Genomic DNA, 16,520 nt, shown 5'->3' on the forward strand with positions numbered 1-16,520 from the left:
ATGAGCGTAGACATCAGCTGCCGCAAGTTTTCACGGGATTTGGGATTGTCTCGGGTGTACACGTACTTGAAGGCGCAATCCGCCAATAGAGACGCGATTTCCGTTTTGGGGGATTCGCTGTTGCCGATGATGTTTGTTGTTTTTTGTGTGGGCATATTATCTCCTATAAGAAAAAACACTTGGTTAACTCAAGTGTTCAGGAGACTGTTCGTAACGCTCGGGATGAATATTAGAATTTATCTAAAATTTGGCAAGAGTTACTTTGTTAAAAGAATGTAAATTCAGAAGCCTCGATTTCGATGCGTAATCAGAATGACACGCTTCGCGTGCCTATTAGATTAGTGCTCGATATTCTTCAGGCGGTTGTAGGCGTCGAAACTGCAGGATTGTCCTACAAAATTGTGAGACGTGATGATACCTGCCTGGTTGACGTAGAATGTTGCAGTGCAATCTTCGCCGGCACGGAATATTGCCCGGTAGGAACCGTCTTCGGCTTCCTGCTTTTCTGTAGGCTCGCCCCAATGATCTTCAAGCATCAGGAACTTGTGGCCGTCCCAATAACGGGCGGCTGATATACCGGAAGCGGCACAGCCTTGCATCAAGACTACAGCAGCTGCAGCAGATATTACAAAAGCGATTTTTTTCATAAGACTCCTTTTAAATTATTCCCTAATATATCTTTTTTTTGAAAAGGTTTGAACAAAAAAACAGTGGCCTCGTCCGAGGTCACTGTTGCTGTGTTTTTTTGCAATCTCTAGGGAAGCGAAGCTTACTTCTGATTCTTCTTGAACCAGTTGATGAGCTGGTTGGTGGAAGAGTCGTGCTTGAGTTCGGTGTCAGCCTTCAGTTCCGGGAGGATCTTCATGGCCAGCTGCTTACCCAGTTCAACACCCCACTGGTCGTAGCTGTTGATGTTCCAGATAACGCCCTGGGTGAAGATCTTGTGTTCGTACATGGCAATGAGAGCACCGAGACGTTCCGGAGAAACGTAGTCCATCATGATGGAGTTGGTGGGCTTGTTGCCTTCGAACACCTTGTGGGGAGCGAGGAAAGCGATTTCTTCTTCAGACTTGCCTGCCTTGCGGAGTTCTTCTGCAGCCTGTTCCTGAGTCTTGCCGTTCATGAGGGCTTCGGGCTGAGCGAAGAAGTTGGAGAGCAGCTTCTGGTGGTGATCGCCAACTGCGTTGTGGCTGTTTGCCGGGGCGATGAAGTCGCAAGGAATCATCTTGGTGCCCTGGTGGATCAGCTGATAGAAGGCGTGCTGACCGTTGGTACCCGGTTCGCCCCAGAGGATCGGACCAGTCTGGTAGTCGACGCGGTTGCAGTCGCGGTCAACGAACTTACCGTTGGATTCCATGTCGGCCTGCTGGAAGTAGGCGGCCAGGCGATGGAGGTACTGGTCGTAGGGGAGCATAGCGTAGCTGGATGCACCGAAGAAGTTGTTGTACCAGACACCGATGAGGGCGAGGATAACCGGCAGGTTCTTGTCGGCAGGAGCAGTCTTGAAGTGCTGATCCATTTCGTAAGCACCCTGGTGGAGCTTCATGTAGTTATCGAAGCCGATGCGCAGGGAGATGGACAGACCGATTGCAGACCACAGAGAGTAGCGGCCGCCAACCCAGTTCCAGAATTCGAACATGTTGGCCGGGTCGATACCGAAAGCGGAAACCGCTTCGGTGTTGGTGGAAAGAGCAACGAAGTGCTTGGCGATGGACTTTTCGTCGCCGTTGAAAGCCTTGAGAACTGCAGCCTTGGCGGTTTCTGCATTGGTCATGGTTTCGAGGGTGGTGAAAGTCTTGGAAGCGACGATGAAGAGGGTTTCTTCCAGGTTGACCTTCTTCAGGGTTTCTGCCATGTGGGTGCCGTCGATGTTAGAAACGAAGAACACTTCGGGAGCGTTTTCGCCAGCATAGGGCTTGAGGGCTTCGGTAACCATCACCGGGCCAAGGTCAGAACCACCGATACCGATGTTCACCACATACTTGATGGACTTGCCGGTGTGGCCCTTCCAGGAACCGTTGCGGACCAGGTTGGTGAATTCTTCCATGTGCTTGAGAACAGCACGGACTTCGGGCATAACGTCCTTGCCGTCGACGCAGATAGGATCGTTACCCTTGTAGCGGAGAGCAGTGTGGAGAACTGCACGCTTTTCGGTGGTGTTGATCTTTTCGCCACCGAAGTACTTAGCGCGGATTTCTTCGAAGTTGGCAGACTTCAGGAGGTCCTGGAGCTTGGCCATGGTTTCGTCAGTGATGATGTTCTTGGAGTAGTCCAGGAAGAGGCCGCAAGCTTCGGCGCTGAACTTGGCAGCGCGGCTGGGATCCTTGGCGAAGAGTTCCTTCATGTGCCAGGTCTTTGCAACTTCGGAGTGGGCTTCGAGAGCCTTCCATTCCATAGAATCAGTCAGTTTAGACATAGTTTAATCCTTTCCGCTAGGCGGGAGTTAAATACGGGCGGAAATATAGAAAAAGTTGGAATAAGACAATTTCTAATATTCCAACCCCTAATACTCGTGGATGGAAAGTCCATAGATTTCTGTGACGAAACTCACCTCAAGAATGGAGAAATTTTGTAATTTGTAAAGACAGGGATGGGAAACCCTGTGGTGTAAAGGAAGGTATTATGGAACAGCGTTTTCAAGATGAGACGCATACTGAGACAAAGCAGTATGGCCCGAAGGTGGAAGCCTTCATCAGCGGCGTTCTCGCTGTTGCGACGGCCCTCCTGGTAATATTCGCCTTCGTTTAACAATTAGACTTTAACATTTAACGCACAACAAAAAATTTAACGGAAAAGGCCCCGGCAATTGCCGGGGCCTTTGTTGCTTATCAAGGAAATTCGTCTGTTATTCCCGGGGTTCGCCTTCGAACTTGGGGCCCATATCGGGACCCGTGCCGGGCTTAGGACCATGACCCTTGTGATCCTTGAACTTCTTCATGGCTTCCTTGTGGAAGGCACGGAACTTCTCGCGCTGTTCCTTGGTCAGGATCTTGTTCAGGGCGGCGATGGAATTGATGCGGTGGTCCAGCAGGGCCTTGTCGGCAGACAGGACGTTTGCCTTTGCCGTTTCGATGGCCTTGATGTCTTCGGTGTTCAGAGCTTCGCCCAGGGCCTTTTCTGCCTCGAACTTATTCTTGCGGAGGGTCTTCAGGGTTTCCTCGGCTTCGGTGCGGTTCTTTTCGAGGGCTACCTTCTGGTCGGCGGTGACCTGCAGCAAGGAGTCCATCATTTCGCGGTCAGGACCGTTAGGACCGTGGGGGCCTCTGTGACCCTTGGGGCCGTGCTGGCCCATGGGACCCTTCATTTCCGGGGGAGGATTCTTACCGTCAAATCCCGGAGGCGGCGGCATCATGCCCGGTTGGAAGCCTTCCATGGCCATGGGACCCTTGGGGCAGGGTTTCATGCATACGGATCCTGCGAAGAATCCGGCGGAGGCGGCGAACACGATGAGGCTTGCGATAAAGAGTTTTGCTGATCCTTTCATTATTTTGCGTCCTTATAGAAATAGCTGAGGGTTACGTTTTCGTCCAATGTGTCAAAATCGTCGTTGTCGTTGTCGCTGCCCAGACCATGATACCAGCTGGATACCTCGGTAGAAGTAATGGTGCTGATGGAAATATTCTCGGAGGTGTTGGAGAATGCGGTCATGAGAACGCTAATACCGATCAGCACCAGGCTTGCGGCCAGGGGGATGGCACTCATGATGCGGAAGGGGATGAGGTTGCTGGGCAGGGCGTCTACCTTGCTGGAATCCGCGTCCAGGCGGGCGCAGACTTTTTCCCAGGAGTCTGCTCTTGGGGTGAGCTGTTCCAGACTAGAAAAATCAAGCTTGTTTTGCATGGTGGATTCGCTCCCTTATAAAGTCTTTGATACGGTGGCGGGCTCGGCTGAGTTTTGCCTTGATGGTTCCTTCGGGGAGGTTGTAAACCTCGGAAAGGTCCTTGATGTCTAAATCTTCGGCATCCTTGAGCCAGAGCATGCTTCGTGTTTCGGCGGGTAAGGTGTTCAGACCTTGGGACAGAAGTTCCGGATCGTAATGCTCGGCTTCGTTCTGTGTGTGGCCTGGAATGTCAATGTTCTCGCCTTCGTTCTGGCCTAGGGCCTCTTCTATAATGAGGAGGGCGTTTTCGCTTTCAAGTTCGCTATGTCTTTTTTGCGCTCTAAGTTTCATGAGGCAGGCGTTTACGGTTAGCTTGTACAGCCAGGTGTTCAACGCCGATTCTCCACGAAATTTATGTATCGCCTTGGGGATCTGAACGAATACGTCCATCAGGATGTCTTCGGCCTGGTCGCGATCCTTCATCATGCGGAAGGCCAGGTTCAGTACGTTCTTGCTGTGGTCCTGCCAGAGGAGGGCCAGGGCTTCGCGGCTACCGAGCTTCAGCTTTTGGATGATTGTGGATTCGACCAGATTCGTGTTCATTTCGCACTTTTGATGATTGTGGTGTTTTGGCGGTTGCAAAAAAAGTGGGACTTATATAGAAGTGTCAAAAAATATATTACTTTTTGCTTATGGAGGATTTGGTTACATTAACGCTCCCGGAACGGATTGCTCCGAAGCAGTTGTCAAGTTGGCTTGGCAGGTGTATGCGCGTTCTGAGGAGGTCAGATTTGCGATTGGATGGGGCCAATTTCGTGGGGTTGGATCTGGAATCCAAGGCCCTGTTCGCAAAGTTAGCCCTGGAAGCGGAACGTCTCGGACATCGTCTGAAACTTGCGAATTTTTCGCCGGAAATAAAGGCGGAATTGTCGAGGGTGCGTAAAATTGACGTGCCTGCCGGCGAAATCGCCGAGGCCGCAGGATTCGTCGAACGTCTGGGGTGGATGGGCTTTGAAGTCATTGATACCTTGAAGACCTTGCTTTACCTGCTCAGCGAAAGTGTCTATTGGACTTTTGTGGGCCGTTTTGACCGTAAGCGCTTGCCTTTTGGCGGTGTGGCCAAACAGTTGCTGCGCCTGGGTAGCGAGGCTGCCGGCATTGTCTTCTTGTTGGTATTTCTGATTGGTTTTACCTTGGCGCTCCAGAGTGCCAACCAGCTGAATACTTTCGGTGCCGCCGATTACCTTTCTGTGGGTGTGGGCTTTTTGATGTTTGCCGAAATGGGCCCCCTGCTGACTTCCATCATTTTGGCGGGCCGTTCCGGAAGTTCCATTACGGCAGAAATCGCCAGTATGAGCGTGGCCGAAGAAATCAAGGCCTTGCGTACCATGGGTATCCATCCGGTTCAGTATTTGATCTTGCCCCGCTTTAAGGCCATGACTATCGCCGTGCCTATTCTTTCCTTTATGGCATCGGTGATTGGCTGTTTTGCCGGCTTTCTGGTGGCGTTCTGGATTTGTGAAATTTCGCCCCGCAATTACTGGGAAGGTTTGCGCGGGGCCCTGCCCATGGTGCTGTTGTTCAAGAGCGTTGTCAAGTCCATGGTGTTTGGCTGGATCGTGACCTTGATTGCCTGCCTCCAGGGCTTCAGGGCTCGAGGCGGTGCCGATTCGGTGGGTAAGGCCACCACGGTCTGCGTTGTTTATTCCATTGCGGGTATCATCCTTGCGGATGCCCTGTTCTCCTTCATATTCTACTAGAGGTTTTATGACTCCCTTATTGAAAGTGGAACATTTGAAGGCGGGCTACGGACGCAAGGTGATCCTGAAGGACGTAAGCTTCGAGGTGGCTGCCGGCGAGATCCGCGTGATTCTTGGCGGTTCCGGTTGCGGCAAGTCGACGCTTCTGAATAATATTTTACAGTTAGAAAAACCCCTTGGCGGTAACATCTCCTTTTTTGGGGAAGCTTATCCTGCTACGGTCCCTATTCCCGATGAAGTTCGCAAGCGTACGGGAGTGCTGTTCCAGGGTGGCGCCTTGTTAACAAGTCTAACTGTGGCCGAGAATGTGGCCTTGCCCCTGCAACGTCACAAGCCGGGGATTCCCAAGAGCATCATGGACGATGTGATTGCGGATCGTTTGGAGAAGGTGCATCTGCTTCATGCCTTTAACAAGTATCCGTCGGAACTTTCGGGCGGTATGCGTAAACGTGCGGCCCTTGCCCGCGCCCTGGCGCTGGAACCTGAACTGCTGTTCTGTGATGAACCGTCTGCAGGTCTTGACCCTATTACCGCCAGGTCCCTGGACGAACTGCTTTTGGAACTGCGGGACGACTTGAAGATTTCGGTGGTCATCGTGACTCACGAACTTGAAAGCATCAAGACCATCTGCGACAAGTTCATTTTCTTGAAGGAGGGCGAGGTCCTTCTGGATGGAAATCTGCAGCAGGGGTTGGAATCGGATATTCCCGAGATCCGGACGTTCTTTAGGCGTGAATGCCCCGATGAATTGGGTAATGCCGGATTTATAAATTTTGACTTTGAAAACTGAGGGTAGGAAAGGATAACTTATGGAAACTACGAAAGCGGAACGAATAAGGCTAGGTTTATTCCTGCTATTGTGTTTTGTGGGAATTGTGGGCTTTGTGGGCTATCTGATTGGTGAAAAGATCCACAATCAGAAAGTTACCTATTACACGATTTTCTCTGAATCGGTGCAGGGTCTGTCGGTGGATGCCCGCGTGATGCTGAACGGTATCGATGTGGGTCATGTGCGCAAGATTCTGATTGACCCGAAGAACTTGAACAATGTGATGGTCTGGTTTGAGGTAAGCCCCGAAACGCCTATTAAGGCGGGTACCCAGGTGCAGATGACGAGTGGTATTTCGTTGACGGGAAACCGCTACCTGATTTTGAATGGTGGCGATGCCGCAGAAGAAAATCTTCCCGATGGCTCCTTTGTTCAGGCGGGCGTGAACCGCATCAGCGAAATTACGGGCCAGGCAGAAAACTTGGTGGCCCGCATCGAAATGCTTCTGGATAATTTGAACAACGTTCTGTCAGAAAAGAATGCCAAGAAGATTTCACGCACCCTCTCTAATTTTGAAGAGGCTTCCGCCGGCACCAAGACCATGGTGGCTACCGGAAACGCTCTCTTGAATAACGGCAATCGTCTGGTGAAGTCCATGGAGGCTCCGGTAGCAAAGCTGGATACGTCTATGGGTTCCCTGAAACGCATTACCGCAGAACTTGACGAGTCCCACTTGGCTATAGAAGTCAAGAATACGCTGGACCAGATCCAGGCGAAGATGGCCGCTCTCGATACCAAGCAGATGAACGACGACCTGGTCAAGACTTTGCATTCGCTGGAAGCTATGTCCAGGAGAGTGGATGTGTTCCTATATAAGAACCAGACGAACTTTGCAGATGCTCTTAAGCAGCTGAATGCCATTCTGGAAAACCTCAACGATTTCAGCCAGAAGATCAAGAATCAGCCCTCTAGCCTGATTCGCAGTCCCAAGGCTTCTGATAGGGAGAAGTAATGATGGGTAAGATTGCCTTTTGGATGGCTTGCGCCGTTGCGATGGTTCTCACGGGTTGCTTTGGCGGCCCTGATAGGGAAGTCAAATATTACATGCTGCCTGTTCCCGAGGTGAAGAAGGCTACCGCAGATCCGGTGTTCCCCTACACTTTGATGGTGACCCATGCCTCTGTAGACCCGGCCTACCGTCGAAACAATATCGTGTATCGCGAATCGCCTTATGACTTCATGTTCTACACTTATTCCGTGTGGGCTGCCCGCCCGGAATTTCTGGTGGAACAGTCTGTGACTTCTATGATGAAGTCTTCGGCCCTCTTTGGCGTACTGGATGTGGATGTGGCTGTCAAGCCGGATCTGGAATTCATGACCCATGTGAATGCCGTGGAAGAAGTGGACCGCGGAAACGATCGCTTTGCCCGTCTGGCCGTTACCTTCACCTTGCGTAAGACCGAAACCGAGGGCTTTATCTGGCGTAAGGCTTACGATGAATCCAGGAGCTATAAAGGCGACGACATGAGGAATTTTGCCGAGGCCGTCTATGAACTGCTGAAGGCATTTGCAGATGACGCCATTGACGATATCCGCCGCGTGATGAGTTTTGTTCCCGAGGAACATGTGACCGCCAAGGGGTATGAAGAATTGCCCGCCCCCGAAATGGAAGAGCCCGCCGCTTCTGATGTTCCCGCAACGGAAGCACCCGCTGCTCCGGAGGTCGAGCCGCCTGCAGTGAGCGAATAAAGCTATATTGCGGAGCGATGCTCAAAATTTTATTGGCTAAGTTAAAGGAATCCTTTGCGTCGGTGTTGCCCATAACACTGATTGTCTTGATTGTTTCCTTTACGCCGCTGGTGTCGCTGAGCTTTAAGGAAATGGTTGTCTTTGCGGTTTGCGCCGTATTTCTGGTGGTGGGCATTGGCCTGTTCAACCTGGGCGCTGACCTGGCCATGACCCCTATGGGCGAACATATGGGTTCCGGTCTTGCCAAATCCCGCCGCGTTCTGTTGCTGGCTTCGGTCTGCTTTGTGATGGGCGTGCTTATTACCATTGCGGAACCGGATTTGTCGGTGCTTGCGGAGCAGGTGAAGAATGCTGTGAACCCTACCATGCTGATTGCTACGGTAGGTATCGGCGTGGGTCTGTTCCTCTTGATTTCCATTTTCAAGATTGTTTTTAAGAAGGACCTTTCAGCGATTATCATCTTCTTCTACATGGTTCTGTTCATGTTGGGAATGTTGATGGTTTCGCTGGGCAAGGAAGTTTTTGTGCCGCTGGCCTTTGATAGTGGCGGTGTGACTACAGGCCCCATTACGGTTCCCTTTATCATGGCCCTGGGTGTGGGTGTGGCTGGTGCCATTGGCGGTAAGCATGCCAGCGAAAACAGCTTCGGTCTGATTGCTCTTTGCTCTGTTGGCCCCATGCTTGCCTTGATGGGTCTTGTTCTGTTTGCTCAGGGTGACCTGACTTATACCCTTTCCGAAGAAGCTTATTCCATTGACGCAAGCCTTGGTGCGAATTTCTTGCCGGCGGTGGCAGGCGTTGCCAAGGAAGTGCTGGTTGCCCTTGGGTTGATCGTGGCGTTCTTCGTGACCTTGCAGCTGACGGTGCTTAAGCTTTCTCGCGCCAAGCTGGCCCAGATCGGCTTCGGTATCGTATATACCTTTGTGGGACTTGTGATTTTCTTGACGGCTGTGGCGGTGGGCTTTATGCCTATTGGCTTTGAATTGGGGCAACAGCTGGCTCAACTGCCCCGTGCCCTGGTGATCTCTGGTTTTGTGATTGGAATGGTGGTTGTTCTTGCGGAACCTGCCGTTCACGTTCTCAATAAACAGGTAGAAGAAATTACTGGCGGCCTTGTCACCAAGCGCTCCATGTTGATCGCCCTTTCTGTAGGTGTGGGTATTTCTATCGGACTTTCCATGATCCGTCTGATTTATGGATTCCCGGTAATCTATTACCTTATTCCCGGTTACTTCCTTTCTTTGGGACTTTCCTTCTTTGTGCCTAAGCTTTATACGGCCATCGCCTTTGACTCCGGTGGTGTGGCTAGCGGCCCCTTGACTTCCAGTTTTATTTTGCCTTTGGCCATTGGTGCCTGCTCTGCCATTCATGGCGAAGGTGGCATTTTGAGCTATGCTTTTGGTGTGGTGGCCATGGTGGCCATGACTCCGCTGATTACGATTCAGATTCTGGGTTTTAAGGCGGTGGCCTCTAGATTTGTAAGAAACCGAATGATGATGCGTCGTATCCAGGATGCGGATGACGAACAGATTATTGACTTTATGTAGGGAGAGGTATGGCTGATTTAAAGAAGTACATTCGTCGCGCCCCTGCAAAGTCGGGTCATTCCAGGGTTTCAATGAATAAGCTGAAGGTGCTGATTACGGTGGTGAGCCGCAGCAAGGCTGATTTCTATATGGACCACATCCAGAGTTTTGGCGTGAATATGCAGATGGTGGTTTATGGCCAGGGTACGGCTCCCAAGGAAATTGCCACTGCCATGGGCCTTACGGATTCTGACCGTGCCGTAATCTTTAGCATTATCGGTGACGAAAACTTGACCGCGGCCCTGGACAGTCTTGAAGAAAAGTTTAACACCATCGTGGGCGGTAAGGGCATTGCCTATACCATTCCCATGGCAAGCATTATCGGCAAGTCCATCTTTAACTTTTTAAGCGACAACCGCGATGCGGTCCGGAGAAATGAACAATGAGTGGATTCAATCACGAAGTCATTTTTTGTATTGTGAATGCAGGTTTCTCTGAAGCCGTGATGGATGCTGCCAAGGAAGCTGGCGCTCGCGGCGGTACCATCCTGAATGCACGCGGAACTGCAAACAAGGAAGCGGAATCCCTTTTCCACATCGCTATCCAGCCCGAAAAGGAAATCGTCATGATCCTTGTGGATGCAAAGATCAAGGATGACGTTCTCCATGCCCTTTACCAGAAGGCTGGCCTTGATACCATGGGCCAGGGAATCGCGTTCTCGCTGCCGGTGGATAACGTGGTTGGCCTTACTCCGTGGAAGGAACGCCTGACGCAGAAGATGGCGACAGTCGAGTAAAGTCGATTTTGTCGTCAATCTTGATGTCGTCATAGTTGCCCTGGACTTCGGTCTGGGGCATTTCGCCTTCGTATTTTCCATTTGGGGTGTCGGGCATGGGCATCTGTGTTGCTGTATAGGTATGGGTGTCGCGACCTTCCTGAACCATGCGGGTTGGGTTAGACGTATTCCCTACGTTTATGGGATGGTGCCCGCGTGGATCAGAGCCTGCGCATCCGACAAGCGCCGAAACAAGAAATGCTGGAAATAGAATTGTTGTTTTCATAACTTCTCGCAATATTGAATAAGGTAAATTATAGTAAGAATAGTTTTTTGAAAAAAAACTCCGCAAGTATTTCTTGCGGAGGTCTGTGGTTAAAAATGATGCTTAGAAAGAGAACGATGCGCCAAATCCCGCAGGAAAGCTGGTTTTTTCATTATCTAATGTTGCTTCGTCTGCATCAAAGTGTGTGTAGTAACCTCCGTCTCCAGCGTAAAATTGAAAACCTGCTTCAAAGTAGGCTCCGAAGTGGTCGGTGAACATATATTGATAGCCGAGTCCGAAGGTAAGTTGCCAATAGTTGATACTTCTATTGTTTTCTATTACTGTTGAGGTCTCTTTTTCTTTGAAAGAGTATTTGAATCCTAAAAATTCACCATTAATCCAATCTGAGGCGTGGTAGATATAGGGCCCTGTTTTACCAAAAATGTGGTAGCCGACGCCAACTCCTCCAACAAAGTCGTAATCCGAATTGTAAAATGGAATATGTACGTTTGTTGAAAAATGACTATTGGCAAATGTGTAGCCGATTCCGAAAAGACCTCTATAGGGACTGAAACCTAGATTGATGTCTACACTTGCGAAGCTTAAACTGGTAAGTAGTATAAATGATAACGTGATAACCTTTTTCATGTTGTCCTATTACCTATAAGATAAGGTGTACTTACTTTTTATCATTGAAATCATGTCGCTGGGGATGTTTTTGCTTGTTATAGCTTTGAAGTAGTTACTTCCGTGACGTACGTAGTGCATGCCTATAACTCCGCCGTTGAATTCTTTAACAATTTTGAGACTTGAAGATTCGTCTGTATAATTTTTTAAATCTGAAAGTTTATTAACCTCAACTGGAGTGACTCCTTTGTCAGTGGAAACGTTGGCTGTAAATTTAACACCTCCGCTGAATGGTAGGGATACGTTGCATCTTACCGTTATATCCTCTGTGTCGCAGCAGGTGTCCAAATCCGTATCATGCTTCACGCTGGAGCAAGAGAATGTGTTTGGTAGTCCTTGATTTCCCCTAAATTCTTCTTTACACCCATTAAAACAGTATGTCCTTACTCCGTTGCGGTCGGGATCGAAAGATGCCCAGCGCCAAACCATGCCGGTAAATGGCCCTCGCCAAACACGCTGTCTTTTTTTGAAGTAAGTTTCGGAACCTGCTGAGGAGTACAGGTATTTAACATTTGTTACGAAGGAAGATGCTTCCATTCGATAGGGGTAAATTTCAACGGAAACGCTTGACTTAAAATCTTTATTCTCTTCTACAACATCTTTCTTCAGTATTTTTGTCGTTTTTAAATAAGGGTCTTCCTCGGATGCGTCGTTACATTCCGCACAGTTAAGACCGATATATTCGCAACTTTCAAGAAGTTTTTTGTTTGACAGAATCGTGTCTCCGCTAGTTAGCATGATGACTTCGTAATCTGCATTCATTGCAAGTAAGGATGTTTGGCAGTTGTAATCTAGTGGGCGTGCGATAGAGTGTGAATACTCGTAGTCGGAGCTAATTCGTTCTGCGTATTCGTTTTCCAACGAGTAAAATTCATCCAGGGAACTAAGGATGAGAGGCTTCTTTTCAATAGACTTTGCCAAAAAAGAGTTGCTAGGTATATATTCGATTCTATTGCCTTCATTGTCGAAATCAAAATAGGGAAGAATTGAATCTCCCATACTTTCGATAAAGGAGTCTAACTCTGATGAACCAGAATCTTTTTGCGTGTTATTTTGAATTTCGCTGCTGCTGCTGTTGTTGCTGCAACTGATTAAATATAAGAAAATGAATGTAAGATAAATATATTTCATTTGTTCTCCTTTTTAATACTCTATATTTAATAAAAGTGATAAAGTAATTCAATGTTTTTTTGTAAACAAAATTTTATTAAAACTTTTAAATGACTTTTTTGCTGGATTCCAGAATGTTCATTTTCCTTATGAACTATAAATAAGGTTAAATTTTATCTTATGAACATTCTTGTCTATTTCCTGTTTGCCTTGTCGGGCTTTGCTGGCCTGATTTATGAGGGCTCCTGGGCTCGCTACCTAAAACTTTTCCTGGGCCATTCCAGTTACGGTCAGGTGCTGACCCTCTGCATTTACATGGGCGGCCTTGCCATCGGTAGCTTTGTTGCCGGAAAACTGGTGACGAAGACGAAACGCCCCTTGTTGGGCTACGGCCTGGTGGAATTGGGTATCGGTATTGGCGGCGTGGCTTACCACCCCATGTACAACTGGCTGACGGGAATTTTCTATGACTCCGAGTTTACGGCGTCTTTGAGTTCTCGCGGTGCAGAAATTGCCAAGGTGATTCTGGCGACAGGTTCTACGCTCCCCATTGCCATTGCGGTGGGTATGACGTTCCCCTTTATTGCCGCTGGTCTTATGCGCAAGAGCGGTGCAGAAGTTTCTCTCCCCATGCTCTACTTTACCAACAGCCTGGGTTCTGCCATCGGTATCTTGGCTACCAGCTACTTGCTGATTCCTGAAATTGGTAATCATGCTACGTTGATTGTGGCCGCTTCCATCAACTTCTTGCTGGCTGCAGTTTTCGGTTTTATCGGATTGGCGACTTCTCCTGTGCATGCGACTGACGACGAAGGCGAAGAAGAAGACCCCAACGAAGATTTTGTGGCGAAGCACAACTTGCCCATGCCGCCTAAGAATGCCTGGCTGTGGATTGCGGCGGTAACGGGCCTGACCAGCTTTGTGTACGAGATTGTGTGGACTCGACTGCTTTCCCTTTTGATGGGTTCTTCTAGCCACAGCTTCGACCAGATGCTTTCTGCATTTATCTTGGGCCTTGCCATCGGTAGTGCTGTCAGCGGTAAGCTCCTGAAGAAGGATTCTCTGGTGGTGCTTTCCCTGGCCCAGATTTTTATGGCTTTCTTTGCGCTCTGTACGCTGTATTTCCATCAGCCGTTCTGGGCCATGATGAACGAGGCCAACCAGATTTTTAATCCGACTACGGATGGTTACGTTTGCTGGAGTCTGTTCAAGTACGCCTTGTCTTTGCTGTGGATGGTGCCTACCAGCTTCTTTGCCGGTATGACTTTGCCGCTGATTACCTTGATCTTGACTCGTGCCTTCAAGAGCGAAGCTCCCATTGGCAAGGTGTACGGCTGGAATACTCTGGGTTCCATTATCGGTTCTGCTGGCGGTGGACTTTTGCTTTTGCCGTTGTTGCAGCTGAAGGGTGCCCTTGTGGTGGCTGCCTTGCTGGACTTTGCCATTGGTTTTATTCTGTTGGCCGTTTACCGCAAACGTTGGCGTCGCAATGTCATGTTCTATGTGGCTGCCGCCGCCATGGTTTTGCCGACCCTCTTTGTGAACTTCGATCCTCATCTGGTAACGTCCGGCGTATTCCGTTCTTTCAAGAACTTGCATCCCGATGAAAAGATTCGGGTCATTGATGGAAAGACGGCGACCATCAGCTTCCATGAATCCAAGGTTCACTATTATGTGAAGACTAACGGTAAGGCTGACGCCAGCTTGAACAAGGACCGCACTCAGCCTATTTCCAGTGATGAACTGACTCAGGCGGCAACCGCCTTTATGCCCATGGCCGTAAAGACTGAACCTTACGATGCCGCCATGGTGGGTTTCGGTAGCGGTATGGGTGCCCATTATTTGCTGGCCGACCCCTTGCTGAAGGATTTTGACTGCGTTGAAATCGAAGAAGCCATGATGGATCTGGCCAAGGGTTTTTACCCCTGGAATAACCGCGGATATGACGATCCTCGTATTCACATTTTTATTGACGATGCGACGACCTTCTTCCATACGAATCATCGCCAGTATGACATGATCATTAGCGTTCCCTCTAATCCTTGGGTCAGCGGCGTGGCCGGTCTCTTTGCCCACGAGTTCTACGCCAAGATGCGCCGCTATATGAAGCCGGGCGGACTTTGGGTACAGTGGATTCAGACTTATGAATTTAACGATCTGATGTTCCTGAATATTCTGAAGGCTCTGGACCAGACGTTCCCTTATGTCAGTTTGTACAAGTCGACGGATGAACCGGATATTATCATGATCGCCAGCGACCAGCCGGTTTACCAGAAGGGTATCGGCCGCTTTAGCACCGACTCGGTACTGGTGAAGGAATTTGAACGTATTCATCGCGATCCGGAATTCTTTGGCGAAAGGAACTTCCTGTTTACCAACAAGATGGTTTCGTCTCTGCTTGATGGTGTTGAACCCAACAGCGTCTTTGTGCCTATGGTGGATAATCGCGCCGAGGAAGCCCGCTTTGTTCACTCCGAGGCTCACATCGTGCAGGTGTTCGATTCCTGTGAAGTCTGCTGGCCGGAATATCTCGATCCGGAAGATTTTGCCAAGCGTCGCCCTGCCCGCGTGAAGGCCATGGCCGCAGAAGAAAAGGATGCCTTCAAGGAAATGGCCTTGATTGCTTATGTGGAACAGCTGATGAAGAACGCCACTCCCGTCGTGGCTGATTCTACCGCCCAAGAGGTGGCTCAGGTGGTGGCGTCGGCAGATACGGCTCTGGAAGCCTCTGTGGGGTACACCAAGTTCCGCGAGGAATATGCCGACTACCTGCGAGGCGTTCCCCTGGAGGTTCGCGATTCCAACAACGTTTATGTGAAGGTTCGTGAGGCGGTTGCCGCTGGCGCCTTCCCCCAGAGTTTTGTGGATGAATTCAACATCACGGAAGCAGCTCGAACCAAGGATTACGCCAAGGCAGCCCTCTTGATGGCTGACTTCTATGACCATTACGAGATGCAGGACATGGATGAATTTTTCCTGCGCAATTGCGTAATCACGGCTCTGCAGGCTGGAGAGGCGGACCTTGCCGACGTAATCTACAAGAATGCGATTCAGATGAACGACCGGTTCTTTGCGGTAGAAAAGCGCTTGATGGAACGCGAAATCCAGAAGCTCCGGAAGACCTTGGCAGCCAAGCGCTAGGCTTGGCGGCTTTGCCTTTCTTTTTATAGGTATGCATAAGAAAAGACCTGTTCGTTGGAACAGGCCTTTTTAATATCTGCAAATCTTTTTTTAGAACATGAAACTTACACCGACGCTGGTGTAGAATGTGTTCAATGTTGATTCGGAGAATGCTTCTTCAGCCACCAGGGTTTCGTTCAACAGACTGGTAAAGCACCAGACAAATCGCAGGTCGAGACTGACCCAGCGAGTCAGCATGTAGCCCAGGTCGAAAACGCCGCCCACTTCCATGCCGGAGGTGGCCACCGTATTTTCGCGAGTTTCGCCACTGGTAGAAAATTCAGAGGAACCGGTGAGCTTCAGGCCGAGATTCACACCGGCACCGATGAAGAAACCCCAGTCTTCGACGGTATAGCGGACAACCATGGGGATTTCAAACATCATAATGTCGATGCTTGCCTCGTTGGTGTAAATCTCCATGTCCTTTTCGTAGGTGTAATAGCGGTAGTTGAAAGTCAGTTCTGGAACCAGGCTCAAGTGCTTGATGCCCAGGTTCATCTTGACCAGAAGACCGCCACCGATCTGGAAGCCGGTTCCCCAACCATCGGAGTTGTGACCCAGGAAGGTGTTGGCGCCAACCTGACCGCGGACGCCAAGGAGCACGGCGCGAGCGAAACCTTCGTTACGCTGACGTTCAATGTCGGATTTCTTGGTGGATTGTGCCTTATACTTGGCATAGGCGCTGGCGTATTCTTCGTCATTGGCGAATTCGCTGTCGGCGGAGCCGTCATAGGTGGCTTCTTCTTCGACGGGTGCCTTGTTGGCGTCGTCGGCAGAGACCCATTCATCGTCGCTGGGAGTTTCGCTGTCCTGGGCCCATACGGGCATGGAGAGCGCCATAGTCAGTGCTGCTAAAAGGCTAAACTTCTTGAAATTCAT

At 49.8% G+C, this 16,520-nt stretch carries 18 protein-coding genes; 9 read left to right on the forward strand and 9 right to left on the reverse strand.

What is annotated here, in order from left to right; translation table 11 throughout:
• Positions 1 to 338: 338 nt before the first annotated feature.
• Complete coding sequence (locus BUB94_RS15050; protein WP_073161512.1) at positions 339 to 647, reverse strand: hypothetical protein; 309 nt, start codon at positions 645 to 647, stop codon at positions 339 to 341.
• 122 nt (positions 648 to 769) lie between these two features.
• Positions 770 to 2,416, reverse strand: a complete 1,647-nt coding sequence (gene pgi, locus BUB94_RS15055) for a glucose-6-phosphate isomerase (RefSeq protein ID WP_073161513.1) — start codon at positions 2,414 to 2,416, stop codon at positions 770 to 772.
• Positions 2,417 to 2,622: 206 nt separating this feature from the next.
• Between pgi and BUB94_RS17340 the strand changes: the two genes are divergently transcribed.
• Positions 2,623 to 2,748 carry a hypothetical protein gene (locus tag BUB94_RS17340; RefSeq protein ID WP_254917582.1) on the forward strand — a complete coding sequence of 42 codons (126 nt, stop codon included), beginning with the start codon at positions 2,623 to 2,625 and terminating at the stop codon, positions 2,746 to 2,748.
• A 97-nt stretch (positions 2,749 to 2,845) separates the two neighbouring features.
• Here the strand turns inward: BUB94_RS17340 and BUB94_RS15060 are convergent, their stop codons facing one another.
• From BUB94_RS15060 to BUB94_RS15070, 3 genes are read right to left on the reverse strand one after another with little or no spacing between them, the layout of a single operon-like run.
• Positions 2,846 to 3,484, reverse strand: coding sequence for a Spy/CpxP family protein refolding chaperone (locus BUB94_RS15060; RefSeq protein ID WP_073238566.1), 639 nt, complete (start codon positions 3,482 to 3,484; stop codon positions 2,846 to 2,848).
• On the reverse strand, positions 3,484 to 3,840 hold the full coding sequence (locus BUB94_RS15065; protein WP_073161515.1) for a hypothetical protein: 357 nt from the start codon (positions 3,838 to 3,840) through the stop codon (positions 3,484 to 3,486). Before BUB94_RS15065 ends, BUB94_RS15060 begins: the two co-directional genes overlap by 1 nt.
• A complete protein-coding gene (locus BUB94_RS15070) occupies positions 3,824 to 4,423 on the reverse strand; it encodes an RNA polymerase sigma factor (RefSeq protein ID WP_254793757.1) in 600 nt (199 codons plus the stop codon). Before BUB94_RS15070 ends, BUB94_RS15065 begins: the two co-directional genes overlap by 17 nt.
• Before the next feature lie 188 nt (positions 4,424 to 4,611).
• Here BUB94_RS15070 and BUB94_RS15075 point away from each other — a divergent pair, with 188 nt between their 5' ends.
• From BUB94_RS15075 to BUB94_RS15105, 7 genes are read left to right on the forward strand one after another with little or no spacing between them, the layout of a single operon-like run.
• A complete protein-coding gene (locus BUB94_RS15075; RefSeq protein WP_175549746.1) occupies positions 4,612 to 5,580 on the forward strand; it encodes an MlaE family ABC transporter permease in 969 nt (322 codons plus the stop codon).
• 7 nt (positions 5,581 to 5,587) lie between these two features.
• Positions 5,588 to 6,370, forward strand: a complete 783-nt coding sequence (locus BUB94_RS15080; RefSeq protein WP_073161517.1) for an ABC transporter ATP-binding protein — start codon at positions 5,588 to 5,590, stop codon at positions 6,368 to 6,370.
• A 19-nt stretch (positions 6,371 to 6,389) separates the two neighbouring features.
• Complete coding sequence (locus tag BUB94_RS15085; protein ID WP_073238572.1) at positions 6,390 to 7,361, forward strand: MlaD family protein; 972 nt, start codon at positions 6,390 to 6,392, stop codon at positions 7,359 to 7,361.
• Complete coding sequence (locus BUB94_RS15090; protein WP_073238576.1) at positions 7,361 to 8,098, forward strand: ABC-type transport auxiliary lipoprotein family protein; 738 nt, start codon at positions 7,361 to 7,363, stop codon at positions 8,096 to 8,098. The genes BUB94_RS15085 and BUB94_RS15090 overlap by 1 nt, the downstream gene beginning before the upstream one ends.
• Before the next feature lie 17 nt (positions 8,099 to 8,115).
• Entirely contained in the window at positions 8,116 to 9,645 is a 1,530-nt protein-coding gene (locus tag BUB94_RS15095) for a DUF1538 domain-containing protein (protein WP_073161520.1), read from the forward strand.
• An 8-nt stretch (positions 9,646 to 9,653) separates the two neighbouring features.
• A complete protein-coding gene (locus BUB94_RS15100) occupies positions 9,654 to 10,070 on the forward strand; it encodes a hypothetical protein (protein WP_073161521.1) in 417 nt (138 codons plus the stop codon).
• The gene (locus BUB94_RS15105) at positions 10,067 to 10,420 is read left to right on the forward strand and encodes a P-II family nitrogen regulator (protein WP_073238580.1); all 354 of its coding nucleotides are present in this window, start codon (positions 10,067 to 10,069) and stop codon (positions 10,418 to 10,420) included. Before BUB94_RS15100 ends, BUB94_RS15105 begins: the two co-directional genes overlap by 4 nt.
• Here the strand turns inward: BUB94_RS15105 and BUB94_RS16560 are convergent.
• The 3 genes from BUB94_RS16560 to BUB94_RS15115 all read right to left on the reverse strand — a co-directional run bounded on the left by BUB94_RS16560 (position 10,371) and on the right by BUB94_RS15115 (position 12,482).
• The gene (locus BUB94_RS16560) at positions 10,371 to 10,685 is read right to left on the reverse strand and encodes a hypothetical protein (protein ID WP_139260268.1); all 315 of its coding nucleotides are present in this window, start codon (positions 10,683 to 10,685) and stop codon (positions 10,371 to 10,373) included. The genes BUB94_RS15105 and BUB94_RS16560 overlap by 50 nt on opposite strands.
• Before the next feature lie 102 nt (positions 10,686 to 10,787).
• A complete protein-coding gene (locus BUB94_RS15110; protein ID WP_073238583.1) occupies positions 10,788 to 11,312 on the reverse strand; it encodes an outer membrane beta-barrel protein in 525 nt (174 codons plus the stop codon).
• Between the two features lie 9 nt (positions 11,313 to 11,321).
• A complete protein-coding gene (locus tag BUB94_RS15115) occupies positions 11,322 to 12,482 on the reverse strand; it encodes a hypothetical protein (protein ID WP_073238586.1) in 1,161 nt (386 codons plus the stop codon).
• 159 nt (positions 12,483 to 12,641) lie between these two features.
• On the opposite strand from BUB94_RS15115, the gene BUB94_RS15120 reads away from it, so the two are divergent.
• Positions 12,642 to 15,602 (forward strand): fused MFS/spermidine synthase, encoded by a 2,961-nt coding sequence (locus BUB94_RS15120; protein WP_073238589.1) that lies wholly within the window; start codon positions 12,642 to 12,644, stop codon positions 15,600 to 15,602.
• A gap of 90 nt (positions 15,603 to 15,692) precedes the next feature.
• Here BUB94_RS15120 and BUB94_RS15125 read toward each other — a convergent pair whose 3' ends face one another.
• On the reverse strand, positions 15,693 to 16,520 hold the full coding sequence (locus BUB94_RS15125; protein ID WP_073238593.1) for an outer membrane beta-barrel protein: 828 nt from the start codon (positions 16,518 to 16,520) through the stop codon (positions 15,693 to 15,695).

The organism is Fibrobacter sp. UWH9, assembly GCF_900129715.1.
Classification (GTDB): Bacteria; Fibrobacterota; Fibrobacteria; order Fibrobacterales; family Fibrobacteraceae; genus Fibrobacter.

Coding starts and splice junctions, on each gene's coding strand:
- BUB94_RS17340 (WP_254917582.1), top strand. CDS start 2,623: ATGGAACAGCGTTTTCAAGATGAGACGCATACTGAGACAAAGCAGTAT.
- pgi (WP_073161513.1), bottom strand. CDS start 2,416: ATGTCTAAACTGACTGATTCTATGGAATGGAAGGCTCTCGAAGCCCAC.
- BUB94_RS15095 (WP_073161520.1), top strand. CDS start 8,116: ATGCTCAAAATTTTATTGGCTAAGTTAAAGGAATCCTTTGCGTCGGTG.
- BUB94_RS15070 (WP_254793757.1), bottom strand. CDS start 4,423: ATGAACACGAATCTGGTCGAATCCACAATCATCCAAAAGCTGAAGCTC.
- BUB94_RS16560 (WP_139260268.1), bottom strand. CDS start 10,685: ATGAAAACAACAATTCTATTTCCAGCATTTCTTGTTTCGGCGCTTGTC.
- BUB94_RS15120 (WP_073238589.1), top strand. CDS start 12,642: ATGAACATTCTTGTCTATTTCCTGTTTGCCTTGTCGGGCTTTGCTGGC.
- BUB94_RS15050 (WP_073161512.1), bottom strand. CDS start 647: ATGAAAAAAATCGCTTTTGTAATATCTGCTGCAGCTGCTGTAGTCTTG.
- BUB94_RS15065 (WP_073161515.1), bottom strand. CDS start 3,840: ATGCAAAACAAGCTTGATTTTTCTAGTCTGGAACAGCTCACCCCAAGA.
- BUB94_RS15105 (WP_073238580.1), top strand. CDS start 10,067: ATGAGTGGATTCAATCACGAAGTCATTTTTTGTATTGTGAATGCAGGT.
- BUB94_RS15115 (WP_073238586.1), bottom strand. CDS start 12,482: ATGAAATATATTTATCTTACATTCATTTTCTTATATTTAATCAGTTGC.
- BUB94_RS15080 (WP_073161517.1), top strand. CDS start 5,588: ATGACTCCCTTATTGAAAGTGGAACATTTGAAGGCGGGCTACGGACGC.
- BUB94_RS15090 (WP_073238576.1), top strand. CDS start 7,361: ATGATGGGTAAGATTGCCTTTTGGATGGCTTGCGCCGTTGCGATGGTT.
- BUB94_RS15125 (WP_073238593.1), bottom strand. CDS start 16,520: ATGAATTTCAAGAAGTTTAGCCTTTTAGCAGCACTGACTATGGCGCTC.
- BUB94_RS15100 (WP_073161521.1), top strand. CDS start 9,654: ATGGCTGATTTAAAGAAGTACATTCGTCGCGCCCCTGCAAAGTCGGGT.
- BUB94_RS15110 (WP_073238583.1), bottom strand. CDS start 11,312: ATGAAAAAGGTTATCACGTTATCATTTATACTACTTACCAGTTTAAGC.
- BUB94_RS15085 (WP_073238572.1), top strand. CDS start 6,390: ATGGAAACTACGAAAGCGGAACGAATAAGGCTAGGTTTATTCCTGCTA.
- BUB94_RS15060 (WP_073238566.1), bottom strand. CDS start 3,484: ATGAAAGGATCAGCAAAACTCTTTATCGCAAGCCTCATCGTGTTCGCC.